Source organism: Photobacterium proteolyticum, assembly GCF_001939735.1.
GTDB lineage: Bacteria > Pseudomonadota > Gammaproteobacteria > Enterobacterales > Vibrionaceae > Photobacterium > Photobacterium proteolyticum.
In genome coordinates this window covers 1-26,035 of sequence record NZ_MJIL01000059.1, presented here as the reverse complement: position 1 = coordinate 26,035, position 26,035 = coordinate 1, and the positions used below count along the sequence as shown (strand labels likewise).

Below are 26,035 nucleotides of genomic sequence, written 5' to 3'. Positions count from 1 at the left end.
AATGCGTTCTTCACCGTGAGGAGGTGACATGCGACAAGGATTGTGCATGCTGTTGTTACTTCTGGCGGGCGGCCTGAAACCTGCCGTCGCCGTTGAAGTCTCGAAACAGGAAGTAAAACAGGTAGTGGCTTCGCCCCAGGTACAAACCCGGGTTGCGGCTCTGACAACCCTCTATGACCGGAGTGACTTTCGCGCTCTGGAGTTTAATCTTTCCCAATTGGCCCTGTTGCAGCAGGAAGCAGTCCGTTCCCAGCTGGTGCAGCATGCGCTTGATAGCGGCGAGCTGGATCAGGCGAAGGCTTCCTGGCTCCAGGCACAGGCTGAACGAAAGCCTGCTTTTACCGTGGTCGAGCAGGGTGATGGCTACCTTGTTACCCAGTCGGCCTTTCATTACGGTGTCCAGGCACGCAGTCTGGTGATGGAGTGGCGACAGATCTTGTTGGCGCAGGAGATGGTCCGTGATGCCGAGGTCGGTGAGTTGGTGCTATCGAGCTGGCTGGTCGGGGATCTGCGCAGCCAGAAGAAACGCCGGGATCTGTTTCTTAAGCACCTCCCTGAGCTATCCGAGCAGGCGGTCGCGCAACTGGTACGCCAGTTTACCTCTGATAGCAAGCTAATGTGGCTACCGGATAACGGGGTTATCGCCCGGCTGGCGGCGGTTTCCGGTGATGAGCAAATGTATCACCTGTTATGGCTACGCCGAACGGATCGATACAGCCTGGCAGAGGTGAACCGACTGGCTGATTTGGCACCGGCCCCGGTAGCGGTTAAGCAACTGATGGCCGCAACGATGAACCCTTCCCTGAAGCCTATCGCCTACAAAGCCCTCGTGACTCTCAAGCCCCTGCCGGTTGAAGCCAGAGCATTTTTGCAAGAGAAGCTGGACGAAGTGGATGACGGCGAGATGGTTGCCTATGAGTTGGCCCGGCAAGGTTACGTGCAGTGGCTGGAAAAACTGGCCTCCGACAGTCGCAACCAGGTGGTAAAAAACAACCTCAAGGCAGCGATGGCGAGGTTGCCCTGATACCTCAGTTAACTGATTTTCCAGTGTGTTCAAGTTAACAACTCGTTATAATGTTGCCACTTTAATTGCAGATCCCGTCTGGTAAGGTGACCAGATCGGGATTTGATGCCTTTTGGATAGTGGATAGCATTGAGCCTATGAAATTCAAAGATCTGCGAGACTATATTGCGTATCTGGAGCAAATCGGCCAGCTGAAGCGAATTAAGCAGCCTGTCGATCCGGATCAGGAAATCACAGAAATTTGTGACCGTACGCTACGTGCCGGCGGCCCGGCCTTGCTGTTTGAAAACCCGGTTGGCTATAGCATGCCGGTACTGGGCAACCTGTTCGGTACCCCCGAGCGGGTAGCGATGGGAATGGGCCGGCAGGATGTCAAAGAGCTGCGTGAAGTCGGCAAGTTGCTGGCTTACCTGAAAGAGCCCGAGCCGCCACGCGGATTTCGTGATGCCATCGATAAGCTGCCTGTGTTCAGACAAGTGTTGAATATGCCGGCCAAACGGCTGCGCAAAGCGCCTTGCCAGCAGGTGGTTTGGGAAGGCGATGCGGTGGATCTGGATAAAATTCCGGTGATGAGTTGCTGGCCGGGTGACGTTGCTCCACTACTGACCTGGGGGCTGACGGTGACCAGGGGCCCGAATAAGAAACGCCAGAACCTGGGGATTTACCGCCAGCAAAAGCTGGGCAAGAACAAGATCATTATGCGCTGGCTGGCCCACCGCGGCGGGGCGCTGGATCTGCGTGACTGGATGGAAACCCATCCGGGCAAGCCGTTTCCTGTTTCCGTAGCCTTTGGTGCCGATCCGGCGACGATTCTGGGCGCGGTGACCCCGGTGCCGGATACCTTGTCTGAATATGCCTTTGCCGGCTTGCTGCGAGGCAGCAAAACGGAAGTCGTGAAAAGTATCAGCAATGATCTGGAAGTACCGGCCAGTGCCGAAGTGGTGCTGGAAGGCTATATCGATCCCGACGAGTTTGCCGATGAGGGGCCGTATGGCGATCACACCGGCTACTACAACGAGGTCGAGCGTCACCACGTGTTCACGATTACGCACGTTACAATGCGTAATGATCCTATTTACCACAGTACCTATACCGGTCGTCCGCCCGATGAGCCCGCGGTACTGGGGGTGGCACTGAACGAAGTGTTTGTGCCTATCTTGCAAAAGCAGTTCCCGGAAATTGTTGATTTCTACCTGCCGCCGGAAGGGTGTTCATACCGGATGGCTGTCGTTACCATGAAGAAGCAGTACCCGGGGCATGCCAAGCGGGTGATGATGGGAGTGTGGTCGTTCCTGCGCCAGTTCATGTATACCAAGTTTGTGATTGTCTGTGACGAGGATGTCAACGCCCGGGACTGGAACAGTGTGATTCAGGCGATGACGACCCGTATGGCGCCGGCGCGTGATACGGTGATGATCGAGCATACCCCTATCGACTCGCTGGACTTTGCCTCGCCGGTGGTTGGTCTTGGCTCGAAAATGGGACTGGATGCCACCATTAAGTGGGAGGCTGAAACCGTTAGTTCGTCTGCAGAACAGCGTCCGTTTGATGGTAGCTTCGATATCAAGGCGGGTATCGCTGCTTTGATGCAGGAGTATCCTGAGATAGTCGATTTTTATCTGCCGCCGGAAGCCGATGCCAGCAAAATGGCTATTGTGAGTCTTCGCAAAGAGACTGCCGGTCAGGCCTTGCGAGCCATGGATGGTGTCTGGGCATTGTTGGATAAGTTTACTGATCCTCGGTTCGTGATAGTCTGCGATGATGATGTCAATGTTCGTGACTGGAATGATGTCATCTGGGCGGTCACGACCCGGATGGATCCAAGCCGTGATACTTTGCTTATCGACAGCGTGCCTTCAGGCTCGAGAATGGGGATGGATGCCACCAACAAGCTACCGGGCGAGACGGATCGCGAGTGGGGAACTCCTATCAGCAAAGACCCGGAAATCGTTGCCAGAGTCGATGCTATCTGGGGTGAGTTGGGTATTCTGAAATAACCCAAAGAGAATGAGTGGCTAGCCGGGTGTTAGCCACTTTGAGAGAAATCATATGCACCAAGTACGCCTGTTGCCTCATGATATTACGTTTACTGCCGATGAGCGGGAAACTGTCTTGCAGGCTGCGCTCAATGCAGGTGTCGCTTTTCCTAACCGGTGTCAGGTCGGGGCATGCGCCATGTGTCTGTGTCGCAAGCTATCTGGCGAGATAAGTTACCAGCTTGAGCCTATGCTTACTGAGAAAGAGCAAGCCGAAGGTTGGATCTTTACCTGTCAGGCCACAGCCAAAAGTGACTTGGTATTAGAGTTAGACTAGAGGAAAACAATGTCTATTAAATGTGAAGTAAAGTCAGTTGAATCGCTCGCGTGCAATACCTACCGTATTCTGCTTCAGCCAGAGCAAAAACTAGATTTCAAAGCGGGTCAGTATTTGCTGGCCGTGATGGGCGAGAAAGACAAGCGCCCGTTTTCTATTGCCAGCAGCCCTTGCCGTGAGGGCGAACTGGAACTGCATATCGGCGCCGCCGAGCATAACCCGTATGCGATCGAAGTGGTTGATGCGATGAAGGCTGCGCTTGAAAAGGGCCAGTCTTTTGAGATTGAAGCCCCGCATGGCGAGGCCTGGGTGCGCGAAGACAGCGACAAGCCGATGCTGATGATTGCCGGTGGCACCGGATTCTCTTACGTGCGCAGCATTTTGGACAACTGCCTGAGCCGCGGTGTGAGCCAGCCTATTTTTGTCTACTGGGGTGGCCGTGACGCCTGTCAGCTGTATGCCCATGATGAGCTTCAGGCACTGGCTGAGAAACACACCAACCTGACGTATGTGCCTGTGGTCGAAACGGCAACGGAGAACTGGCAGGGCAAGGTAGGCAATGTGCTGGAAGCGGTCGACAATGACTTTATCAGCCTGTCGGCTTACGACATCTACCTGTGTGGCCGCTTTGAGATGGCCGGGGCTGCGCGAGAGCAGTTTACGGCAGAGAAAGGGGCCGAGCGCGATCGTATGTTTGCCGACGCGTTTGCCTTTATCTAACGTCAGGGCGAAATTCCGTCACAAGAAAGGCGAGACAGATGTCTCGCCTTTTTAGTGCGTGTTACTTAAACCGAGGCGCTTAATGCGGGCGTTAGAGCCTCGCCAGCTCGACCTTGCGTTTAACCCAGGCCTCGTTGACCCACAGCGAGGCCATGATAATGACTCCGCCGATGATCAGGCGCAGGTAGTCGACATCACGGTTCCAGATGACGATATTGACGATAAGCCCGGCTGGAACCAGCGCATTGTTCATAATGGCCAGGGCACCGGCATTGACCAGGGTGGCGCCCTTGTTCCAGATGAAATAGCCCAGACCGGACGCGATGATGCCCAGGTAGATAAGAATGCCCCACTGGGTGTTGGTGGTCGGCAGCTTGTCGAGGTTGCCAAACAGCAGGAACATCGGCAGGGCAACGCAAATTGCCCCGAGGTAGAACAGCCCGAACACGGTGTGCTGCGGCAGCTCGGCCTTTTCCTGCTCCATGATACGCTTGTAGCCGACCTGACCGATGGCAAAGCACAGATTGGCGCCTTGTACGATGAAAAAGCCGATAATGAAGTTCTCGTTAATCCCTTCAAACTTGATGACAGCTGCGCCCAAAACGGCAATGGCGGCGGTGATCAGGTACCAGGCCGAGAACTGCCGGTGCAGCAGATCGTAGATCAGGGTGACATAAACAGGGGTGAATATGGTAAACAGCAGGACTTCCGGCACACTGAGATACAGGAAGGACTGGTAGTAGAAGCAGTACATCAATCCCAGCTGGAAGGCTCCGACAACCATCAGCTTGACAGCCAGTTTAGGGTAGAGGTGCTGCTTGCGCAGAAACGGTAAAAAGACCAGTGCCGCAAGGGCCACCCGGGTCAAAACGGAAAACCAGGCATCGACCTGGCCAGCCAGGTAAACACCGATCAGGCTAAAGGAAAATGCCCATAGCAGGGTGATAGCAGATAGATATCCCATATGAATAAGTAACGAAGTTTCATTGAATAATGCAGCTAGTGTAACTGATTGCAGCGGAATGAAATATCGCCAATTTGTGTGGGATTAGGTTCAGAGCGCCCACTCGCCGTGAGCACTCGGGTAACGATGGCGCTTATTTTAGCGGTACCATCAACAGGTCGACCGGGGTGTGGTTGATCAGCTGCTTGGCAGAAGACAGTATCTTGCTCCAGAAATCCTGATGGTGGCCGCACACCACCAGCTCCACGTCGATATCATTGATGGCGTGGCAAATTTCATCGCTCAGATCGCCGCTGCCGACCAGGGTATGCGATACCGGATAATTGGCCTTGGCAGCCAGGGAGTGCAGCTGCTTTTGGGCGTCATCGGCCATACGGTGCTGGGCTTCGGACAGGTTGATATCGATGAGCCCGGTATAGAGCTCGGCATAGTTCACATCAATGTGGATAAGGGATAGTTTGGCATCAAGTGACTTGGCTAACTGGGCAGCCTTGCTTATCAGAGTGTAGCTGTCATCAGAGAGGTCGATTGCGACCAGAATATGTTTATACGCCATACAGTGAACTCCTTATCATATTTTTTTCCATGCTAGCACTGAGTATAACGGAAAAATATCGGCCAGATCCCATCCTGGCAGGCCTGGATACACGGTGGACGCGATAAATGGATTCCTTTGAGTTGCATTCTCAATTATGCATTGTGACAATGGGTTATCGGCGATTTCAAACCGATCGGTGAGATTGGTATACACTAGAATAGATAGGAGTAGTGCGATGTTAGCTCACGCTATGGTTGAAAAACTTAACGAGCAAATTAACTTGGAGTTCTTTTCCTCTAACCTTTACCTGCAGATGAGTGCCTGGTGTGAGGACAAGGGCTTTGAAGGTGCGGCTGAGTTTCTGCGCGCCCATGCTGTCGAAGAAATGGAACATATGCAGCGTCTATTCACTTACGTGAGTGAAACGGGTGCCATGCCAATCCTGGGTGCGATTGAAGCACCTAAGCACGAGTTCTCATCGTTGGGAGACGTATTCCGCGAAACCTATGAGCACGAGCAGCTAATCACTGACAAAATTAATAAACTGGCTCATGTCGCGTTTACGACCCAGGACTACTCTACCTTTAACTTCTTGCAGTGGTATGTTGCAGAACAACACGAAGAAGAGAAACTGTTTAAAGGTATTCTGGATAAGATTGAGCTGGTGGGTGAAGACGGTAAGGCATTGTTCTTCATCGATAAAGATCTTGCCGCGATGGCAAAAGCTGAGTCTACATCGGTAATGGATACTCAGGCTGGCTAACAATGGCCGAGGGCGTGCCTGACACGCCCTTGAATCGCCCGGCCAGCATCTGAGAAAGTTGTTCGGGGGTTATTATGATCATTAGTGGTGATGCACTTTTATTCGCTCTCTTTTTGGTCGCAGTCGTTAATATATCTCGCTATATCAGTACGCTACGTACTCTGCTGGCGGTGATGCGCGAGTGTGATCCGCTTCTCTACCAACAGGTAGACGGCCGGGGGTTTTTCTCTTCCCAAGGCAATGTCACCAAGCAAATTCGCCTATTTCACTATATACGCAGTCAGCAATATCAGAATCATCACGATCCGGTATTCATGGAAAAATGCGTTAAAGTCCGCAAACTGTTTATTCTGGCAAGTACCTATCTGATGGTATTTTTTATTGCCATTTTCGTGGTGGCCTACCTGGGGATCTAGCCGCCGCGTCACTTAGCGATACCACTCTGCTGTCCTTATGACGCGAAGCGTGGTGAACTGTACGACATAGATTCAATTTGGTATTCAGTACCGGGGTAGGTAGAATAGCACCGGTTTTGAGGGATGCAGGCTGCTTGGCTCTGGCATCCCTTTTTCATTGCTTTGCAGAAACTGCAAAGCGCAATAACGGGTGAGTGAAGAGCGGTACTGACATGGCAGACAAGTTTGATGTGGTGGTGATAGGGGCAGGCGCTGCAGGACTGATGTGCGCAGCAGAGGCCGGAAAGCGCGGTCGCTCGGTGCTGGTGGTGGACCATGGCAAAAAGCCGGGACGAAAAGTCCTGATTTCCGGTGGCGGTCGCTGTAACTTTACCAACTACGATGTTGCAGCCAACAACTATGTCTGCCGTAACCCTCACTTTGTTAAGTCGGCGCTGTCGCAATATACCCAGTGGGACTTTATTGCTATGGTGGCCAAGCATGAGATTGCCTATGAAGAGCGCGATCACGGCCAGCTGTTCTGTGAAGACTCCGCCAAGGACATCGTTAATATGCTGTTGGCTGAGTGCGACCAGCCGACGATTGAACAGCGTTACCGTTGCGATGTCCACGATATAGCCAAGACAGAAACGGGCTTCAGCCTCAAGCTAAATACGACAACGGTAGAGTGTGAGTCGCTGGTGATTGCTACCGGTGGCCTGTCGATGCCGAAATTAGGGGCGACGCCGTTTGGCTATCAGGTGGCAGAGCAGTTTGGCCTTAAGATGGTACCGACAACAGCCGGACTGGTGCCGTTCACTTTGCACAAGGAAGAGAAGGAAGCCTATGCAGAGCTGTCAGGAATTGCGATCCCGGCGGTGGTTGAGGCCGAAGACGGAACCACTTTTAAAGAGAACCTGTTGTTTACCCACCGCGGCTTATCTGGCCCGGTGATCCTGCAAATCTCCTCATACTGGACGCCGGGACAAAAGGTGACGGTTGACCTGTTGCCGGATCTGGAACTGGCTGACACCCTGGCAGCGATGCGTGAGAAGCACCCGAACCAGAGCCTGAAGAATTCACTGTCCCGCCTGTTGCCAAAGCGCCTGATTGAGGTGCTGATTGAGCGCGGGGATATTCAGGACAAGCCGCTTAAGCAGTTTAATCCGAAAGAAATCGCCGCGATGGCTGCCTACTTCCACCAGTGGCAGATTGCCCCGAACGGCACCGAAGGCTACCGTACTGCCGAAGTGACGCTCGGCGGGGTCGATACCGACGAGCTGTCGTCGAAGACCATGGAAGCCAAGCAGGTTCCCGGGCTGTATTTTGTCGGCGAGGTGATGGACGTTAGCGGCTGGCTCGGTGGTTACAACTTTCAGTGGGCCTGGAGCTCGGGCTTTGTTGCCGGCCAGCATGTCTGATTAAGAAATATTACTCGACTAATAAACGGCGCACTCGCGCCGTTTATTATATCTACCCCGTCAATAAAAACAGTCCGCTCGATCAGGGCAAACAAGTAACCGATTACCCAGATGTTACCTTTCCCTAACAGCCGAGAAATGTCGGTGAGATTTTAGAAAAATTCAGCGGAAAAGGCCTAGCCAGCGCAGAGAAAAAACCTATAATCCGCGAGCTTTTTTATCTGTACAAAATATCGGAGTTTATCGGAAATGAAAAAGACAGCACTGAAGGTTGTGGCGATGGCGGTACTGGCGACGTCGCTGACAGGGTGTATTGGTCAGATGGGCACATCTCAGTTGGTTACCAAGGCTAACCTGAGTGCCGTGGACAACCGCTATGGCCGAGCCGGGTTGTTTGTTCTGATGAGCCCGGTATATGGCCTGGCGGCAACCGCCGATCTGTTTATCTTCAATACCATCGAGTTCTGGACCGGCAAAAACCCAATTACCGGCAAGTCGCCGGCGGTGGCAGATCAGCCTGTGGAGGCAATCTTCAAGGTGAACGGCAGCCTGGACAAGTCGATGACCTCAGCGCCACTGGCAAGCGTTCGTCAGAGTAATATCGAAGCGGCAAGTTTCCGCCAGCTGGACGAAAAAACACTTGAGATGAACGTGGCCTACACGAATGGTGAGCGTGCAGTACTGCGTGGCGAGAAAGCCGGTGACGCGGTGAACTTTTATCTGGATGGCGAATTCGTCACAGCGGTAAGCATTGACGAGCTGAACCAGTATGCCCGTATTCAGGCATAGGATTCAGGTATACGCCTAGGTAGGCGGTATTGCCAGCTGGATAGGGTGAATCATAGAACGGGATCTGGGATCCCGTTTTTTGTTTTTGCGGCGTTAAATTGGCTTACGGCGCAGTCGGTGCCAGCCCCCGCCATAAAATCTGAAAAGCACCTTCCTGGTAGTCGGGCTGACAGGCGAAGTCCGGGCGTTCGGCAAACAGGTTGGCGGTTGCCAGAAAGTGGCTGTGGCAGAAATTGAGGACCAGCTCCAGCGGCAGTGGTGCCAGTTGTTGTTGGGCTTGTGCCTGCTGAACCTGATCAATCATAAAGCCCATTGATACGGCCATGAGTTCCTGATGCAGACTGATCTCAAACGCCGGATCATGGGCGATTTGCTGCATGAAATGCAGTTTGTCGGGGTTGTCCTGTGCCCATTGCAGGGCTTGTTGCCAGAAATGCCGGACCTGCGCCTGAATATCATCATGGTGGTGCTGAGGCTGCATGGCCTGGCCGAGTTCGGTTTTGATATTACTGTAGAGGGTAATGATCAGGGCCTGTTTGCTGGCAAAGTGGTGAAACAGGGTACCGGTGGCTACATTGGCCTGCTTGGCAATGCTGGCGGTCGAGGTTGCCTGGATGCCGTTGCGGACAAATAGGCTAAGGGCTGTGTCGAGAATGTTCTGCTGTTTGGTTTTGGCCATACTGGGTTTACTTTAGGTTTAGCGATTCGCTAATTATTGTTTGTCACTGTATCAAGGATAGACCCGACCACCCGAGGCAGGTGGCCGGAAGGAAGGGGATTAGCGCAGGAAGAAGGCCAGCATCAACTTTTGAATCCAGCCGCCATAAGGCGGTGTGGCGAGCTTGGTGGTGGTGAACTTGCCGCGGCTAAGTACCGTCTTGGCCTTGGAGAAGGTCAGGAACCCTTCCTTGCCGTGGTAATGCCCCATGCCTGACGGGCCGATACCGCCGAAGGGCGCATCATCCGCGCCGACATGCAGTACCGAGTCATTGATACACATACCACCGGAGTGGGTGGTGGTTTTGACCTCGTTTTGCAGCTCGGCATCGAAACTCATCAGGTACAGGGCCAGCGGGCGAGGGCGCTGGCGAATGTAGTCCAGTGCCTGGCTGATTTTCTGATACGGGAGCACCGGTAGCAGTGGACCAAAGATTTCCTCCTGCATCAGGGTCATCGTGTCTGTGGTGTTGAGCAGCAAATGGGTGATCATCCGGTGCTGCTGATCATCTCGGGCCTGGCTGTGGCAGGGGATCACCCTGGCTCCCTGCTCCTTGGCCTCGTCCAGCCACTGAGTAAGGCGCTCATATTGTCGGGTGTTTACTACCGAGGTGAAGTCCTGGCTGGCCACGCCCTGCGGGTACATTTTGCCAAACTGCTTTAGGTACTCGGCAACAAAGTCATCGACTTTCTCCTCGGGAACCAGCACATAATCCGGTGCGACGCAGATCTGTCCGGCATTCAGGCTCTTGCCGTATATCATTCGCTCAACAGCCAGTTCTAAAGGCATATCCGGGGCGATCAGGGCGGGTGTCTTGCCGCCCAGCTCCAGGGTTACCGGGGTCAGGTTATCGGCTGCAGCGTGCATAACATGGCGTCCGACCGTGGTGGAGCCGGTAAAGAGCAGATGATCAAACGGCAGGGCGGTAAAGGCGGCAGCGGTGTCGGCCTCGCCTTCGAAGACGGCGACTTCATCGTGGCTGAAGGTGTCCGACAGCAGGTCTCGCAAGACCTTATTGGTGTTCGGGGTGAACTCGCTCAGCTTGAGCATGGCCCGGTTGCCGGCCGCCAGCGCGGTGATCAGCGGGCCGAGGCTCAGCATGACCGGAAAGTTCCACGGCACCACTATTCCGACGACACCCAGGGGCTGATAAATGACCTCGACCTTGGCCGGGGCCAGCATCAGGCCGCTATGACGGCGGGAGGGCTTCATCCATTTCTTCAGGTGCTTGACTGTGTAGTTGATATTGGTCACGCACGGCAGGATATCGGCCATCAGGCTGTCGTGGGTACTGCGCTGGCCGTAGTCCTGGCTGAGCGCCTCGCACAGTGGCGTTGTTGCGCTGAGCAGGGCACGTTTCAAGGCGTTAAGTTTATCGAGGCGCTGTTGGAGAGACGGCATGGGATCGGCCAGGAATTTGTCTCGCTGAGACTGTAAGGTCTTTTCCATTACGGCACTATCTATGTGATGTGTCTTGATCTCTTCAATTGCTGTCATTGCCTCTCTCCCTTCCTCTATTGTCCTGCCGGACGATCGATAATTATTTCAACAAAACCGACTAGTCAGTCGGTTTTAGTATAGCCGAAGAATCTGAACCGGGCGTAACCGGGAATGCCAATGGTTCGATGGGCGCTGAGAGCGAGCTCGGGAGCTAACTCTGGGTGTGTTTGGCATGGCCGCTTTTATCGGCATGAAAGGTATCGATAAAAGCTTGAAAATACTCGTTTAACTGTGCGGCCTGATCCACTTCGCCAAGCAGTTCTAGCAGTGCGATGCCGGCTTCGCAGGTACAGAGGTTGCCTGCCTGCTGGTTACGGCGGAGCTGGTAGGCGGAAGCCGATGACGGGCTCAGGCTAAGGCGTGGCAGCTGGGCAAGCCACGGGCTTTTTCGTACCATTTTTCTCGCTTCCTGCCAGGTGGCATCAAGCAGGATGAACAGCGGTTGTCTGTCGGATTCGGGCCAGTAGGCTGTGGCCGGGTGTTCTTCGTCACTGGGAAACAGCAGCCATGGCTGATTGTCGGGTGCCCGGAGCTCGTCAAGCAGTGCGGCGGGCGGGTTAACCCTATCCCAGGTGTAGCGCTGACTGTCAGGCAGAGTACGGAGCATAAGCTCTCCGGTATTGGTGTCCTTGCCAAGCTCCTTGGGGTGGGTCAGCAGTATAAAGCGGGCCTTGCTGTCTAATCGGGGCTCGGCATGGCAGATGCAGTTGTGCTGAAAGCCGCAGCGGGAACAGGACATAGAAAGTACTCGTGGTTGTTTTCGGCTGGCGGGAGTGTGACATATCCCTGCCGGCCAAAACAACTATGCCAAACAACTATGTCAAATAACTATGATAGCTATCTTCGCGCCTGGTGATCCGGCTATTGCCTTTCCAGACTTAGCCCGTCACCGCCGAGGCTAAAAGTCTGACCATTGACTGTCTCTTCCTTGACGGTGATCCGGTTGTCATCGAAGGTAAATACCCGCTCGCTGATCAGACGTCGTCCCTGATGCTGGGTCATGACAACCTGTACGGTATTGTCACTGGCCTGTTGCCAGAATCCGACCTCATTGAGGCTGGGCTCGCCGGATGGGTAGTCATAGCGGGTGGTCGCCGAATGGTCCGGGTTAAGGGTGACGGTGGTGGTCAGCACCGGGGTATTGTCGATATAGGATGTTCCCTGGTAGCGACCGGACCAGCTCAGGGTAATGTCTGTCGCTCCCAGCGTTGCACAGCCGTTGTAATTGCTGCCTTGCCAGTTTAGCGTGGCCTGCCAGCCAAACAACGAGTCGCTCATGGTGTCGTTGCACTGGCCCTTGGTCAGGGTCAACGAGAACCCCTGGCCCTGATAATGCTGCCTGCCGGCAACAATTTCTTTACTGGTAATAACTTGTTGCTGACGCTGCTGGCCGGGGCGGATCAGATTGGCCTTGTCGCCGTCCAGCTCGATCACCCAGCCTGGCTCATTACCGAAGGCCCGGGTAGCATGCGGGGGCCGCTGGCAACCGCCGAGCATTTCGGCCGAGATCAGGTTAATTTGCTTGACTTGGAAGCGGCCGTCATAGGCGGCCGCGAAGCCTTCATCGGGAGCAGGCTCGAGATAGCCGATAAACTCCCCGTACATCGGCTCGTAGCCAGGACGGGTGATTTGGGCAATCGCCTGGCGAGCGGCTATCGGGGTATTGAGCCAGTATTGCTGGCTGCTGCCGCAGGGCTGGATGCTGTTGGACTCATGGCCAAGGACGACATTGCCTCGGAGCATAAAGGCCTGCACCTTTCCTTGCTCGGTGGTGGCTGTCGGGGGGCTGGCGTCAGGTGTGATCTCAATCGGCCCGGAAGTTGACGAGGGTGATGAGGTGGTGCAGCCAGCTAGAGCTGCCAGTAGTGCTGCTGCAGGTAAAGCCTGTCTCAAGTGTGTCATTCGATTCCCTCGGTATGTTAGGCTGAGCCGTCGTAAAGTCATTATACCGCTCGCAGGGGCATCCGGTTTGTCCAGATAGGACTCGGGTGATAGCGCAGCACAATAACTATAACGAGAACGATTATGGCCAATTGGTTATTTAAAACAGAGCCGGATACATTTTCGATAGACACCCTGAAACAGCAAAAAGTTTCCTGCTGGGAAGGCGTTCGTAATTATCAGGCCCGTAATATGATGCGGGACGAGATCAAAGTCGGCGATCAGGTGTTTATCTACCACTCATCCTGCAAGGATGTCGGGGTGGTTGGTATTGCGACCGTGGTCAGGGAAGCCTACCCGGATCATTTCCAGTTTGATCCGGAGGGGCCGTATTATGATCCCAAGTCCGATCCCGATAATCCGCGCTGGGTGATGGTCGATATTGAATACCGTCGCCACCTGCGTCTGGTGTCGCTCAAACGGATGAAGGCCAACCCGTTGCTGGCCGAGATGCCGCTGGTCAAGCGCGGTAACCGTCTGAGCATTATGCCGGTAACTGACGCGCAGTGGCAGGAAATCCTGCAGATGACAGGGCAGTTCTAGGTAAGGCTGAACATAACAGGCTGCCAGGCAGCCTGTTGGATGTACGTTTGGGTTACAGCAGGTTGTCGGCAAGATAGTGGGCTACGGCCTCTTCGCTGCAAGGGCCAATGATTTCATGGTTCGGAAGAGCCTGCTTGACCCTGTCATGTGCCGTTTCCATGATCACCCCTTTGCCGGCCATGCTGAGCATTTCGACATCATTCATGCCGTCACCAAAGGCGAGGCAGTCTTTCAGCTCATAGCCTTTTTCTTTCGCCACCGCTTCAAGGGCATGCCCCTTCGATACATTGACATCCATCACTTCCAGGCACCACGGCGTCGAAAAGACGATGTTGGTCTGCTGGCCAAAAGCGGTGTTGAAGCGCTCCTCCCATTCCACCATTTTGTCGTGATCCTGGTCGTCGCGGATAAAGAAGACTTTGGCAACGCCTTCTAGCGGCGGGTTGTCGACATCGAACAGCTGATACTGGAATGTCTCGTGAAAATCTTTCAGGTATTCGCAGTCGATATTTAGCAGCCAGTCATCGTTGCGGTAGATATGGATTTTCAGCTCGGGATCCTGCTTCGCCATGGCAACAATATCGCGGACTACACTCGGCTCCAGATCCTGCTTATAAATGACTTCACCCTTGCAGTTATGCACTCGGGCACCATTAGAGGTGATCATATATGCCGGGATCCCCAGTTGTTCGCGCATATCGGCGACATCGATATGGTGGCGGCCTGTGGCAAAGATGAAGGCTTTATCCTGACGATGAAGCTGGTTAATAACATCTTTGGTAAAAGGGGCAATTTTGTGCTCGGGGGTGAGTAAGGTACCGTCTAGATCTGAAGCAACTATCTTATACATGGAAACTCTCGGAACAATGAATAGGACTCTCACCACCCCTGGGGATAGGGAGTAATAAGATTCATATTAAACCAGATCGCCTGCGAAAAAAGGGGTTAATTTATCCTACAATCTCTTCCGCCTTCCAAAAATGGTTGATAATTGCCGCAAGAACGGGGTGACGGTATTTGTCGACCTCGAACAGGAGTTCGTGGCGCGCTCCTTCGATAACGGTTAGCTGGCAGGAGCGGTTGGCTTGCTGCATCGCCTGGCAAAACAGGTTGTGCGCCTGGTTATCGACAATGTAATCGTCGCTTCCCTGCAGCAGCAGGATCGGGGTGGTGATGTTGGGAGCCAGCTCGATGCACTGCTTGGCGGCAGCGATCCCCTGCCAAACCCAGCGGGCACTCGGACCGCCGATTTTAAGCTCGGGCTTTTGTTCATACAGATCGCGGAACCACTGATAGCGGATCTGGCTTTGGCAAAGCGGGTTGTCGGCAAATGGCTTGGGATAATACGGGACTTGTCCGGGGGCATAGTCAGGTTGCCGCTGGAGTTGTTCGACGACACGGGCCAGTGGCGAGGCGATGGGTTTCATCCAGTTGTTGATATTGATCCCGTGCATCGGGGCACTGAGTACCGCACTGTCGATCAGGGAAGGGTACTTGGCCATGAACAGGCTGCCGATGGTGCCGCCCATTGAGTGGGCCAGCATACAGTGCTGCTGGTAGCCTTTGGGGGCTATCACTGTATCAAAGAAGGTCTTGAGATCGCTGACGTAGTCGTCAAACTCCTCGATGTGGCCCAGTTCGGTGTCTTCGGCCAAACGGTCTGAGACGCCCTGACCGCGATGATCAAGGGCAAAAACATCATAGCCCTGTTGAACCAGATCATAAAAAAGCTCTTGGTATTTCCAATAGCTTTCGATTCGGCCGTTTACCACGATAATTGCCTTGTCGTGATTGTATCCGGTCAGGCTGACCCAGCCGACGTTAAGCTGATCAACCCCCTGAAACATGCCCTCTAGGCGGTGTTGCCAGAGTTCGGCAACGGGACCTGCCATGGTATCGCAGAACTGAGATTCCTGTGAAAAATTAAAGTAGTGCGGTGGTTGAACAGTCATGGCTTTTCTCAGTGTAATGAAAATAGAAAATAGGGTGTTGCGCGCGGTCAATCGCCAGGGCTTATGGCAAATCTACGTTCAGTATAACGTAAAGTGCTCGCCTTCTTTAAGCGAGTGTGAGTTGCTTTAGTGATTGAACTACTGTTAACTTGTAGCCGTTTTATGCATTAGAGAAGAATAATGCCTGATTAGCTGGGCAATTATTTTGCATAATAGGCGTTTCACAGGGTAGGGAGAGCAAGAGTGAACATCGAAGTTTGGTTGGCTTATCTGGCGACGGCGATAGTATTTAGTTTGGCCCCGGGCTCAGGTACGGTCAATTCAATCAGCAACGGCATGGTCTACGGCTGGCGCAAGTCTCTGGCTTCAATTCTGGGGTTGCAGGTCGGCCTGGCGTTTCACCTCTTGCTGGTGGGCGTGGGATTGGGCGCGATTGTGGCCAAATCTGCAACGGCATTCGCTCTGATCAAATGGGTTGGGGTGGTTTATCTGCTCTGGCTTGGTATTCAGAAGTGGCGGGAGAAGGCATCGCTGAACGTTGAGGCGAATGTTGTCCAGGTATCAGCCTGGCAGTTGTTTCGTCAGGCTGTCATGGTGAATTTGACCAACCCCAAAACGATCGTATTTCTGGTGGCCTTGTTTCCTCAGTTCCTGAACCCGGCCGAGCCGCAGATGCTGCAATTAACGGTGCTGGGGATCACAACCTTGGTGATTGATACCGCTGTGATGTTGTTTTATGTCACTCTGGCGTCAAAGCTCACAATGTATATTCGCTCTGCCAGGGTAATGGGCGGGTTAAATCGCCTGTTTGGTTCGATGTTTATTGGCTGCGGCGCCTTGCTCGCCTCGGCCAAAGCGTGACTATTCAGCCCACAGGTCTGGGACTGTTATAATTAGATTAGATATTTTAATTATATTTCAAACCATTAAGGAACCACGCAGGCATCATGTATTCCTATGTCGCACGCCAGCCAATTTTTAACCGTCAGCAACGGACCGTCGGGTACGAACTGCTGTTTCGCGACGGGGAGAGCAATGCATTTCCTGTTATCGATGCGAACAAGGCGACGTGTCGGCTGCTGGTGGAAAATTACATGGCAGTTGGTGATAACCCGGCGACTGCCGGTCAGCGCACGTTTATCAATTTTCCCTATGAGAGCCTGATCCGCCTGCTTCCGATGCTTCTGCCGAAGCGAAAAGTGATCATTGAGGTGCTCGAGAGCTGTGCGCCGGATGAAGAGCTGTTTGTGGCGATCAAGTACCTCTATCGCCAGGGCTATGTGATCGCCCTGGATGACTTCGAGATGTCGCCGCCGTGGCAGCGTTTCTTGCCTTATGTCCACATCATCAAGCTGGATTTGATGAAAATCGGCATCGAGCAGGCGTGTGAGTTCGTCAATCAGCACCGTGACCGCAAGCTTAAGTTTCTGGCCGAAAAAGTAGAAACTCATCAAGATTATGCCGCCGCCTATGAGGCCGGTTTTCAGTTTTTCCAGGGTTATTACTTCAGCAAGCCGGAGATGCTCAAAAATCGTCAGGTCGAACCGGAAAAGCTGACTACTGTGCGCCTGCTGCAGGAGATCTGCCGTGAGCCGGTGGACTTTAACCGGGTCGAGAAGATCATCATCAGTGATGTTTCGCTGTCCTACCTGCTGCTGCGCTACGTTAACGCGGCCACTCATCGCACCATTGAACCTATCAGCTCGTTTAAGCAGGCACTGGTTTATCTTGGTGAGGATAAAATCAAAATCTTTGTCAGTGCCGTGGCAACGGCGCATGCGGCGATCGATAAGCCGAAAGAGTTGTACTCGCTGTCACTGCAGCGGGCCAGAATGTGCGAGATGCTGGCGGTTAGTAGCCAACTGGCTGTTGAAAAGGACAAGGCGTTTCTGACCGGTCTGTTTTCGCTACTCGATGCCTTGCTGGATACCTCGCTGGAGCAGCTGCTGACCCTGCTGCCGCTTGAGCCGGATGTGCGGGAAGCCCTGCTAAATCATCAGGGAGCGCTGGGCCAGATTCTAGCCTTGCTTGATGCCTACGAGCAGGCTGACTGGGAGAAGATCAGTGCTTATTGCCAGGTGCTGGGGATAGGTGAGGAGCTGGTGGCGAAAAGCTATCAGCATGCCCTGCAGTGGTCTTCCCTGTACCTTGATACTTCTCCCAACCCGGATTCAACTGCCTGATTGTGGCTGTTTGATGAATCATTATTGAAAAGGCGGTGGCATTGCTGATGTGCTACCGCCTTTTTGTTTACACTGGGTCTTTTGGGACTAGACCAAACTTCACAACTCCGCAGGAGATAAATCGACAGTGTCTGTGTTTGCCCTTGTGCTGGTCGTGCTTTCTGCCGTTATCCACGCCAGCTGGAATCTACTGGGAAAATCCCGAACGCCGACACCGGCGTTCTTCTGTGTTGCCAGCCTCGGTGCCGGACTGCTTTTGGTACCGGTGATCTGGGTGGTACTGACCTCGGCCTCGCCGCTTCCCTTTACGTACTGGCTGTTGCTGACGGTCAGTAGTTTTTGTCAGATGGTGTATATGGCCAGCCTGGCGCGCGCTTATCAGCTGGCGGATGTCGGCGTAGTTTACCCGATAGCGCGGGCGCTGCCGGTGTTGATGGTGGCGGTGGCCAGTACCTTGCTCGGGCAGTCGATGCCTTTATTGGCCTGGGCCGGGATGGTGCTGGTGACCTTAGGTTGCCTGATGGTGCCGGTAGTCAGCTTTCGTCGCTGGCAGTGGCGTGCCTATTGGCAGGGCGGGTGTCTGTGGGCACTGCTGGCTGCGATGGGCACGGCTGGCTATTCGGTCCTGGATAACCACGCGCTGGCAGTGATGACGGGGCATTATCAGCATGCCTTGCCGTCATTGTGGATAGCGTTTGGTTATCTGGGTATGCAGTTTATTGTAACGGGCCTGTGGTTGTTGCTATGGTGCTGCAGTGATGCAGGGCGCCGGCAGTTGAGGCAGGGTTGGCAGGACAGAAGGGTTGCCCTGCTGACCGGGAGCATGATGGGTGGCACCTACGGGCTGGTATTGCTGGCGATGACGTTGACCGAGAATGTCAGCTACGTGGTTGCCCTGCGTCAGCTCAGCATCCCGGTTGGCGTCGGGCTGGGGATCTGGCTGTTGCGCGAGCCGGCACACCGGCCCCGGTTGGTCGGTGCCGGATTGGTGTGCCTGGGGCTGGTTGCAGTGTCGCTGCGTTAGTTAGTCTTCGCTAACCGGTGAGACTAGCGCTTTTCCACGGCATATTGACTCAGCACCTTGACAGCAGCCGTCAGTGCTGGGTTGAGGGTTTTGTTAGACGGGTAGCATAGCCCAAGGCGGCGGAACATTCGCGGCCCGTCCAGTGGGACGGTGACTAGCTGGTTGGCCGTTTCCAGCACCCCGGTCGGCAGAAAAGAGATTCCCAGCCCGGCCTGTACCAGATGCATCACCTGTGTTTTGTGCTCGGCCTTGGCAACCAGGTTTACGGCAAGGCCGTCACAGGCCAGCAGGCCGATGGTCTGCTGGTGGGCTTCGCAAGGCGGACATTCGATGAAATCATGCTGGTGGAGCTGCTCCGGCGGCACCTTTTCCATACTTGCCAGCGGATGGTCTGGTGGCATGCATAGTACATAGTCCTCATCCCACAACGGCAGGAAGATTTCGTCTTCGGCCTTGAACATATCCAGCGTCAGACGCGCATCGGCAGGGGCATCGTGATCAACCAGCTCCAGCAATAAGTTCGGGATCTGCTGCTTGAGCTGGGCTAGTACCCCGGCCAGCTGCGATTGGCTCAGATCGGGGAAATTGGCCAGCTTGAGTGGCAGGCACTCGGTGCGCTGCTGAAACAGCTGCGGCAGGCGGTTGATATCACCCAGCAGCCGGATCGCCAGCGGGTAGAGGTAGTGAGCCTCGTCGGTCAGATCGACCCCTTTCTTATGGCGGACAAACAGTGGGGTGTTGAGCTCGGCTTCCAGTTGCTTGATGGCGTTGGAGATAGAAGGTTGCGAGACAAAGCAGCGTTCGGCTGCAAGAGTGATGTTCTTCTCTTCGTAGACGGCAACAAAAAAGCGCAGCAGGCGTAAGTCCATAAGGGAAAACTCGTTGGGGATCAGATGGTCATGATACCAGACAGCATAGCGCAATCTATCCATAGCTAAAATTTATGATAAGCAGAAAAAAAGGATATTTTTCCTGAGCAGCACAGCCCGATATAGTAGTGCCATCAACTGAATGCCGGCCGTTGATGACATCTCTACTATCTACTAGCAAAGGGTTTCATTATGTCTAAGTCTCTAATTGTGATCACAGGTGCAAGTTCAGGTATCGGCGAAGCAACGGCACGTAAACTGTCTGCAGAAGGCCATCCTCTATTGTTACTGGCTCGTCGTATTGAACGACTGGAAGCCTTGCTGCTGCCAAATACATTGTGCCGTCAGGTGGATGTCACAGATGCTGAGGCCTTCGCTGCTGCGATCAAAGAAGCCGAAGCACAGTTCGGGCCGGTAGACTGCCTGATCAATAATGCAGGAGTGATGTTGCTTGGCCTGGCCCATGAGCAGGATCCGGCTGAGTGGAAAACCATGTTCGATGTCAATGTGATGGGACTGCTTAACGGCATTCACGCGGTACTGGCCGATATGAAGGCGCGCCAGCACGGCACAGTGATCAACATCAGTTCGGTTGCCGGTCGCAAGACTTTCCCGAGCCACGCTGCCTACTGTGGCACCAAGTTTGCTGTTCATGCCATCACAGAGAATATCCGTGAAGAGGTTGCCGACGACAACGTACGCTTCATCACGATTGCACCGGGTGCGGTTGAAACAGAACTGCTAAGCCACACGACCAATGATGAGATCAAGGCGGGCTACGAAGAGTGGAAAGACGGCATGGGTGGGGTGATTGCACCGCAAGATATTGCCAATGCCATCAGTTTTGCCTACCAGCAGCCGCAGAACTTGTGTATCCGCGAGATTGTTCTGGCCGCGACACGCCAGCAGCCATAATGTCAGCATTCTGTGAGTAATTGATGAAAGCCGGAGTAAGTTCAGGTACTTACTCCGGCTGACTGCTATATTAGACAGTATTGGCAAGCCATTAGCCTCAAGATGAGAAGCTGGCTTAATACTTACAGGAGACCAACGGGTGAGGCAGAAGGTTGTCTTTTTCGATTTACTGCGTTGTGTTGCGGCAATTGCGGTTGTTGTTATCCATGTTCTTGGACCCTACCGTGATCAGCTGGGTGTGATATCCGACAGTGCCTGGATCACTGCCACGAGCTTTAATAGTTTCAGCCGCTGGGCTGTCCCTGTCTTTATTATGATCACCGGCGCGCTAATGCTGAGCGATACCCGTGAATTTGATGCGAAATATTATGTCAAACGGCGCCTTGGCAAGGTGTTGGTCCCTTTCTTGGTATGGTCTGTATTTTATGCTCTGTTATCAGGCCTGACTTCGGCTGGCTATGATGGTGCGACCGCAATGGAGACGCTGACAGCCCTGCCTGAGCACGAAACCTACTATCACCTTGGCTTTTTCTATTATTTTATCCCGTTGTATTTTGTGGTGCCGTTTCTTCAATACTATGTCCGGCAAACCGATCGGACGGGCACTATCGCACTTACCCTTGTCTGGCTGGTGTTGACCACTTTGTTCCTGGTTAGGGTTGATGGTTTCTGGAGCCATCAGCTGATTTTGTATAGCGGGTACTTACTTCTTGGTTACTGTTTGTTCCAGTTCCAGTGGCCGGCATTGAAATGGTTGGTTGTTGTGGGGGGAGCGGGACTGCTGCTGACCGACTATATGGTGGTGAGTAACAGCTTCTCGGCCGGGGAGTATACCGTTGGCCGCTGGATGTCCTACAAGACACTCAATACCGCCTGTATTGCGGCGATGATTTTTGCCTTGTGCCGTCATTATTGTGATCGCTTAAGTCAGGCTTGGCTCACGCGCATTGCATTCATGAGTCGTTATAGCCTTGGCATTTATCTGTTGCATCCGATTTTTTTGTGGCCGGTACGTGAATACGACCTGTATTTTGCCCATCCGCTGATGATGATCCCGTTCTGGACCCTGATTTGTACCGGATTGGCACTGACGGCCAGCTGGATGCTGGCAAAGAGCACTAAAACAGCCTGGCTGGTGCCCTAGAGCCTCCTGCCAGGTGGTAGCAGAACTAATCTCGGGTCAGGGCGAAGTGTATGAATGACAGCCCTTTATAGGTCATGATACCGCGATCGCCCGGGTTGAGTGCATGGTAGTAATGTATGCCGACCAAAAATTCGCGTTTGGGTCCGCCTTTGGTCGGCTGAACATAAATCCAGTACTCTTCGTTGTCATCACCGGGTTGGGCCCCGATAACTGGCACGCTTTGCTTGGCGAGGATCTCGACCTCAACTTTCTTTTCGGGGGCGTTTTCTCCTTGTACGTGGCGGCGATAGAAGCGAATGAAATAAACAAATGAAATCACGAACAGGATGGCAACAGCCAGCACAATCCCTATTGGCATCAATGTACTCCTTGGTTAGCCGGACAATCCGGGTGAGAGTATTATTATGGAATGCCGTGTCCGGCAGTACATCCGAAGTGATAAATCGTGACTGCAACAGGGTTTTCTCTGTAGGGAAAGAAACGGTTATTCCCTGAGGCAATACAATTAGTTAGTTATTGCTGTAAGGAAACCGGAGTAAATCAGTGTCAGCAGGCTTTGCAAGGACTTTAAGTCACGATAAGGTAAGTAGAAAGAGCAGAAAGGAGATCGGCGTATGGCCAATATTGAGTTAGTTGTTACGCGCTCAAGGCGGATTGAGCACTTACTGCGTGAGCATTATCATGCTGAAGGCAAGGGCCTGCACCAGCTTATTACCAGCTGTGAGGAACGCCTGCCTCATGAAATTATCCCCAAACTCCGTTTTGTGGCATCGGTGCGGAATAAAACTGTACATGAAGAAGGGTATCAGCTGGATGACAAGCCGGGCTTTCTGGCTGCTTGCCGGGATTGCGAAGATGAACTGACACCCCGCAGCGGCCGCTTTGTCTGGACGGTTGCTGCCTTGGTCGTGTTGGGGTTTACCGCATTGGCTGTCTGGTTCTATTCAGAGCATTGGCACCGTATCAACCTTACGCCCTGACGCGAATAGTGAACACCAACGGTTAATTGCTTACCCCTTTCCGCTGTTTGCCCGATGTTGCGGGCTGAATCTACCTGCCGTTACCTGCTAAAACGAAAAAAGGTGCCAATAGGCACCTTTTTTTTGAATTTTGTATTTTGCTTAGTAGATAACAGGCAGCGTCATTAAACCGACAACCACTGCGATCATCATAAGCCCTTGTTTTTGAGATGTTGTGAACATAGGTAAGATCCTCGTGTTGCTGCTGATTATGTCTTGATAAATACAATAGCATTGTTTTTGGCCTTTAGGCAAGCTTGACTGCAAAATTGTCAGGATAAGTTAAGTTTAAGGTGCTTTTAATGGTGCTTATTGGCTAAATAAACTGTGTTTTTTGCGTGGATTAAATTGTGTGCGCATTGTCTTGTTTTTGCTTTTTATGATTGTAAGTGTCTGTTTTTTATTTATTTTAATGTGTGAGATGGTGATTTTCATTGTCTTTTTTTGAGTTTTTTATAATTTGTCGATCATATGTCGTTATGCGTCGTCTGTGATTGCTTTTATGTGGTCTTGGTAAATGGTGGTGATATTGGGATCGATAAGGCGAAGTGGTAATTAGATAATTATGCTGTTTGCTCAGCTGCTTATATTGTTTATGTCTGGTTTTTAATGAAATTAGCAGTGTAAAAGTCCTGCGCTATATATTCTGTATTTTATTGAAATATTTACATTTAACTTGTTGATATTGTTGGGGTGTTTGTGTGAGATTGACTGCGTGGTGATGTTGGGATTACCGCCTAAAAGGCTGTGATAGGTTTGAGTAATTTGAGTGAGGGGATTATTCATTACCTTGATGCAGGGCAACCGTTTGCTATTTGTGTTTTGCTATCCTGAGGCTTATCGCTCATGGCGTGAAGTATTTCACAACAAAGCTTTAGTGAATTTCCAATACTGAACGCTTTAGCGACTGATGTCTTAGTGTTTTTATAAGCGGGGTCTAGTTCTCGGGGATCCCTGCTAGACAATCCTGTTTGGGTTTCTAAACTGTCCCTGCTTATAACTATAATGATACCGGTGATGTTATGTGGGTTTGGTTAGCCATATCTTTATCTGCTTTATTACATGTTACAGCTGCGTACCATGGCCCCAAGTGGCAGTATTACTTTTTCAAGCCATTTACCATGGTGTTGCTGTTACTCCTGGCCTGGCAAACTGGGCTCGAGAGTGTGTACCACCAGGCCATTTTTGTCGGACTCGGGCTGTCTGTTGTCGGTGATGTTTTTCTGATGTTACCTAAAGACCGATTTATTCCTGGCCTGATCAGCTTTCTTCTAGCACACCTCGCCTATTCATTGGCTTTCTGGAGTCAGTTGGCTGGTAACATGGTGTGGTGGTTGCCAGCGATGTTGGTCGGTGGCGGTGTTATCGTATTTTTGCTGTTGCTACCGTCATTGGGAAAGATGATCGTACCGGTTGCCGTTTATATTGCGGTTATTGTTCAGATGACCTGGGCGGCAGGGGAGTTCTGGTTAACCGTGGGCTCAACAGCTGGATTGCTGGCGTTTATTGGGGCCCTGGTCTTTATAGTCTCCGACACGGTCCTGGCCGTTGATCGTTTCCGGGGGCCTTTCAAGCCCTCGACGGCGATCATTATGCCCAGTTACTATCTGGCGCAGTCACTCTTTGTGGCAACGCTATTGATTCAAGGCTAGCAACCCGGGCGGTATGAAAGAAAACCATTGGTAGGAAGGTCTTTGTCTGTGATGTTACCGGGGCCGAAACCAGCCATAAGGAGTGTGTGATGGGCGGACCATGGATCAAGGTATATGATGCTGCCAATAATCTGGAGGCATATAGCCTCAAGGGTATGCTGGAGAGCGAGCATATCGAGGTACAGCTCAGTGGTGAGTGTCTGTCATCGGCGACGGGGGAGTTGCCGACAGACGTGCTGCAGGTTGGTGTCTGGGTAAGGGAAGAGCAGGTGCAGCTGGCAAGGCAGCAGCTGGCGCAATATGAACACACTGCTGCCAGCAGCTGGAACTGCCCGCAATGCGCCGAGCATAACGAAGGCCAGTTTGAAATTTGCTGGCAGTGCGGATGTGATAGACCCTAAACATATATTTTAAATGCTCTTAGTTGTCCTGAGTCAACTCCGCGCGTTGTGCTTGTGGTTTAATACTGGCATATATCCCAATGGCTGCGAGAGATCCTATGACCCAGACCCATGCTCACAATGTCTTAAATATGCTGCTGGACGCAGAGACCCCCTATACGGTTGAGTCACTAAAACAAGCCGTTATTGCCGAATACGGTGAAGAGGTGCGTTTTCATACTTGTAGTCAGCAGGATTTGACCTTTGATGCGCTGTTAACGTTTTTGCTTGATCGTCGCAAGGTGATTCAAGATGGCGATACTATCACGGCCAATCGTGAACGGATGTGTAGCCACTAAGCGCCTACCCAAAAAATAGATTACGTTAAAGGTGGTAAATTTATCGCCACCTTTTTGTTCGTTTGTTATACTTTCCCGCTTCTAGTCAGCTTTCTGGCTGACACCGTTATTTTTCTTAATCTTCTTACGATTAATCTCTGTCTGAGGTCTGCTTTGTGGAAATAATCTCTGCAGCGGTCATGCTATTTTTGATCATGGATCCGCTCGGCAATTTGCCGGTAATGTTATCGATCCTGCGGCATATTGAGCCGAAAAGGCGACGAATCATTATGGTTCGTGAGCTGCTGATTGCCTTGGTTATTTTATTGGCATTTTTATTCGGTGGTCAGAGCCTGCTGAATTTCCTCCATGTCTCGGCGGAGACGGTCAGCATTTCAGGTGGCATTATCTTGTTCTTGATTGCAATCCGGATGATTTTCCCTCAGCCGGGTGGTGTCACAGGGCTGGCAGCTGGTGAGGAACCGTTTATTGTACCTATGGCAATACCGATGATTGCCGGACCGTCGGTGCTGGCATCCTTGCTGCTGTTGTCTAACCAGGAGCCGGGCAGAACCGGGGACTGGGTTCTGGCTGTGTTGTTGGCATGGGGAGCTTCCTTTGTCATTTTGATGTTCTATGAAGTCTTTAACCGCCTCCTGGGTGAGAAGGGGCTTAAGGCCGTCGAGCGCCTGATGGGCTTGCTGCTGATCATGATGTCGACCCAGATGTTTTTGGACGGGATACGCAATTTCTTCCAGATTGGGGGATAACAGGCGCGTCGTAGAAACGAACATCTTGAGGTAGATTAGATATATAGAAAAAGCGAGAGTAGGGACTCTCGCTTTTTTCGTTGTGCGCCGAGCATGGCGTTGTTCTAGGAGGTGAAAGTCCTCTACGGGCTCAGTCGAGCGAGAACCGTTAGCCTATGCA

The 26,035-nt window shown here is 52.6% G+C and carries 29 protein-coding genes; 19 read left to right on the top strand and 10 right to left on the bottom strand.

Annotation, left to right across the window (positions count from 1 at the left end):
• The first annotated feature begins 28 nt into the window (after positions 1-28).
• The 4 genes from BIT28_RS09160 (at position 29) to fre (ending at position 4,057) form a co-directional block, all read left to right on the top strand.
• Positions 29-1,024, top strand: coding sequence for a hypothetical protein (locus BIT28_RS09160; RefSeq protein WP_075763277.1), 996 nt, complete (start codon positions 29-31; stop codon positions 1,022-1,024).
• A gap of 137 nt (positions 1,025-1,161) precedes the next feature.
• A complete protein-coding gene (gene ubiD / locus BIT28_RS09155) occupies positions 1,162-3,021 on the top strand; it encodes a 4-hydroxy-3-polyprenylbenzoate decarboxylase (RefSeq protein ID WP_075763298.1) in 1,860 nt (619 codons plus the stop codon).
• Between the two features lie 52 nt (positions 3,022-3,073).
• The gene (locus BIT28_RS09150; protein ID WP_075763276.1) at positions 3,074-3,337 is read left to right on the top strand and encodes a 2Fe-2S iron-sulfur cluster-binding protein; all 264 of its coding nucleotides are present in this window, start codon (positions 3,074-3,076) and stop codon (positions 3,335-3,337) included.
• A gap of 9 nt (positions 3,338-3,346) precedes the next feature.
• Positions 3,347-4,057, top strand: coding sequence for an NAD(P)H-flavin reductase (fre, locus tag BIT28_RS09145; RefSeq protein WP_075763275.1), 711 nt, complete (start codon positions 3,347-3,349; stop codon positions 4,055-4,057).
• Between the two features lie 91 nt (positions 4,058-4,148).
• On the opposite strand, the gene BIT28_RS09140 is transcribed toward fre, so the two are convergent.
• Together BIT28_RS09140 and BIT28_RS09135 are read right to left on the bottom strand one after the other, a co-directional pair.
• A complete protein-coding gene (locus tag BIT28_RS09140) occupies positions 4,149-5,021 on the bottom strand; it encodes a carboxylate/amino acid/amine transporter (protein WP_075763274.1) in 873 nt (290 codons plus the stop codon).
• 133 nt (positions 5,022-5,154) lie between these two features.
• Entirely contained in the window at positions 5,155-5,577 is a 423-nt protein-coding gene (locus BIT28_RS09135) for a universal stress protein (protein WP_075763273.1), read from the bottom strand.
• A gap of 217 nt (positions 5,578-5,794) precedes the next feature.
• Here BIT28_RS09135 and ftnA point away from each other — a divergent pair, with 217 nt between their 5' ends.
• From ftnA to BIT28_RS09115, 4 genes are all read left to right on the top strand, one after another.
• Positions 5,795-6,322 (top strand): non-heme ferritin, encoded by a 528-nt coding sequence (gene ftnA / locus BIT28_RS09130; RefSeq protein ID WP_075763272.1) that lies wholly within the window; start codon positions 5,795-5,797, stop codon positions 6,320-6,322.
• A 77-nt stretch (positions 6,323-6,399) separates the two neighbouring features.
• Positions 6,400-6,738: a universal stress protein UspB gene (gene uspB / locus BIT28_RS09125; protein ID WP_075763297.1), complete on the top strand. Its 339-nt coding sequence runs from the start codon at positions 6,400-6,402 to the stop codon at positions 6,736-6,738.
• Positions 6,739-6,950: 212 nt separating this feature from the next.
• Positions 6,951-8,138, top strand: a complete 1,188-nt coding sequence (locus BIT28_RS09120) for a BaiN/RdsA family NAD(P)/FAD-dependent oxidoreductase (RefSeq protein ID WP_075763271.1) — start codon at positions 6,951-6,953, stop codon at positions 8,136-8,138.
• 249 nt (positions 8,139-8,387) lie between these two features.
• The gene (locus tag BIT28_RS09115) at positions 8,388-8,927 is read left to right on the top strand and encodes a DUF3332 domain-containing protein (RefSeq protein WP_075763270.1); all 540 of its coding nucleotides are present in this window, start codon (positions 8,388-8,390) and stop codon (positions 8,925-8,927) included.
• Between the two features lie 103 nt (positions 8,928-9,030).
• Here BIT28_RS09115 and BIT28_RS09110 read toward each other — a convergent pair whose 3' ends face one another.
• From BIT28_RS09110 to BIT28_RS09095, 4 genes are all read right to left on the bottom strand, one after another.
• On the bottom strand, positions 9,031-9,606 hold the full coding sequence (locus tag BIT28_RS09110) for a TetR/AcrR family transcriptional regulator (protein WP_075763269.1): 576 nt from the start codon (positions 9,604-9,606) through the stop codon (positions 9,031-9,033).
• A gap of 99 nt (positions 9,607-9,705) precedes the next feature.
• A complete protein-coding gene (locus tag BIT28_RS09105; RefSeq protein WP_075763268.1) occupies positions 9,706-11,142 on the bottom strand; it encodes a coniferyl aldehyde dehydrogenase in 1,437 nt (478 codons plus the stop codon).
• Positions 11,143-11,296: 154 nt separating this feature from the next.
• Complete coding sequence (locus BIT28_RS09100; RefSeq protein WP_075763267.1) at positions 11,297-11,884, bottom strand: tRNA-uridine aminocarboxypropyltransferase; 588 nt, start codon at positions 11,882-11,884, stop codon at positions 11,297-11,299.
• A 122-nt stretch (positions 11,885-12,006) separates the two neighbouring features.
• Positions 12,007-13,047: a COG3650 family protein gene (locus tag BIT28_RS09095; protein ID WP_075763266.1), complete on the bottom strand. Its 1,041-nt coding sequence runs from the start codon at positions 13,045-13,047 to the stop codon at positions 12,007-12,009.
• 123 nt (positions 13,048-13,170) lie between these two features.
• Between BIT28_RS09095 and BIT28_RS09090 the strand changes: the two genes are divergently transcribed.
• Entirely contained in the window at positions 13,171-13,629 is a 459-nt protein-coding gene (locus tag BIT28_RS09090; RefSeq protein ID WP_075763265.1) for an EVE domain-containing protein, read from the top strand.
• A gap of 52 nt (positions 13,630-13,681) precedes the next feature.
• Here BIT28_RS09090 and BIT28_RS09085 read toward each other — a convergent pair whose 3' ends face one another.
• Both BIT28_RS09085 and BIT28_RS09080 read right to left on the bottom strand, forming a co-directional pair.
• On the bottom strand, positions 13,682-14,479 hold the full coding sequence (locus BIT28_RS09085; RefSeq protein WP_075763264.1) for a Cof-type HAD-IIB family hydrolase: 798 nt from the start codon (positions 14,477-14,479) through the stop codon (positions 13,682-13,684).
• Between the two features lie 100 nt (positions 14,480-14,579).
• Entirely contained in the window at positions 14,580-15,581 is a 1,002-nt protein-coding gene (locus tag BIT28_RS09080) for an alpha/beta fold hydrolase (protein WP_075763263.1), read from the bottom strand.
• 243 nt (positions 15,582-15,824) lie between these two features.
• Here BIT28_RS09080 and rhtB point away from each other — a divergent pair, with 243 nt between their 5' ends.
• The 3 genes from rhtB (at position 15,825) to BIT28_RS09065 (ending at position 18,788) form a co-directional block, all read left to right on the top strand.
• A complete protein-coding gene (gene rhtB / locus BIT28_RS09075; RefSeq protein WP_075763262.1) occupies positions 15,825-16,442 on the top strand; it encodes a homoserine/homoserine lactone efflux protein in 618 nt (205 codons plus the stop codon).
• Positions 16,443-16,528: 86 nt separating this feature from the next.
• Entirely contained in the window at positions 16,529-17,764 is a 1,236-nt protein-coding gene (locus BIT28_RS09070) for an EAL and HDOD domain-containing protein (RefSeq protein ID WP_075763261.1), read from the top strand.
• A gap of 127 nt (positions 17,765-17,891) precedes the next feature.
• Positions 17,892-18,788 carry an EamA family transporter gene (locus BIT28_RS09065; protein WP_075763260.1) on the top strand — a complete coding sequence of 299 codons (897 nt, stop codon included), beginning with the start codon at positions 17,892-17,894 and terminating at the stop codon, positions 18,786-18,788.
• 23 nt (positions 18,789-18,811) lie between these two features.
• Here BIT28_RS09065 and BIT28_RS09060 read toward each other — a convergent pair whose 3' ends face one another.
• On the bottom strand, positions 18,812-19,657 hold the full coding sequence (locus BIT28_RS09060) for a LysR family transcriptional regulator (protein WP_075763296.1): 846 nt from the start codon (positions 19,655-19,657) through the stop codon (positions 18,812-18,814).
• Positions 19,658-19,849: 192 nt separating this feature from the next.
• On the opposite strand from BIT28_RS09060, the gene BIT28_RS09055 reads away from it, so the two are divergent.
• Positions 19,850-20,572: an SDR family oxidoreductase gene (locus BIT28_RS09055; protein ID WP_075763259.1), complete on the top strand. Its 723-nt coding sequence runs from the start codon at positions 19,850-19,852 to the stop codon at positions 20,570-20,572.
• Between the two features lie 139 nt (positions 20,573-20,711).
• Positions 20,712-21,716, top strand: a complete 1,005-nt coding sequence (locus tag BIT28_RS09050) for an acyltransferase (RefSeq protein ID WP_075763258.1) — start codon at positions 20,712-20,714, stop codon at positions 21,714-21,716.
• A gap of 25 nt (positions 21,717-21,741) precedes the next feature.
• On the opposite strand, the gene BIT28_RS09045 is transcribed toward BIT28_RS09050, so the two are convergent.
• Positions 21,742-22,074 carry a DUF2500 domain-containing protein gene (locus tag BIT28_RS09045; protein WP_075763257.1) on the bottom strand — a complete coding sequence of 111 codons (333 nt, stop codon included), beginning with the start codon at positions 22,072-22,074 and terminating at the stop codon, positions 21,742-21,744.
• 256 nt (positions 22,075-22,330) lie between these two features.
• Here BIT28_RS09045 and BIT28_RS09040 point away from each other — a divergent pair, with 256 nt between their 5' ends.
• The 5 genes from BIT28_RS09040 to BIT28_RS09020 all read left to right on the top strand — a co-directional run bounded on the left by BIT28_RS09040 (position 22,331) and on the right by BIT28_RS09020 (position 25,875).
• Positions 22,331-22,696, top strand: a complete 366-nt coding sequence (locus BIT28_RS09040) for a DUF4145 domain-containing protein (RefSeq protein ID WP_075763256.1) — start codon at positions 22,331-22,333, stop codon at positions 22,694-22,696.
• 1,061 nt (positions 22,697-23,757) lie between these two features.
• Positions 23,758-24,387 carry a lysoplasmalogenase gene (locus tag BIT28_RS09035; protein WP_075763255.1) on the top strand — a complete coding sequence of 210 codons (630 nt, stop codon included), beginning with the start codon at positions 23,758-23,760 and terminating at the stop codon, positions 24,385-24,387.
• Between the two features lie 89 nt (positions 24,388-24,476).
• On the top strand, positions 24,477-24,788 hold the full coding sequence (locus tag BIT28_RS09030; RefSeq protein ID WP_075763254.1) for a putative signal transducing protein: 312 nt from the start codon (positions 24,477-24,479) through the stop codon (positions 24,786-24,788).
• A gap of 98 nt (positions 24,789-24,886) precedes the next feature.
• A complete protein-coding gene (locus BIT28_RS09025; protein WP_075763253.1) occupies positions 24,887-25,126 on the top strand; it encodes a YecH family metal-binding protein in 240 nt (79 codons plus the stop codon).
• 155 nt (positions 25,127-25,281) lie between these two features.
• Entirely contained in the window at positions 25,282-25,875 is a 594-nt protein-coding gene (locus BIT28_RS09020) for a YhgN family NAAT transporter (protein ID WP_075763252.1), read from the top strand.
• Positions 25,876-26,035 lie beyond the last annotated feature (160 nt).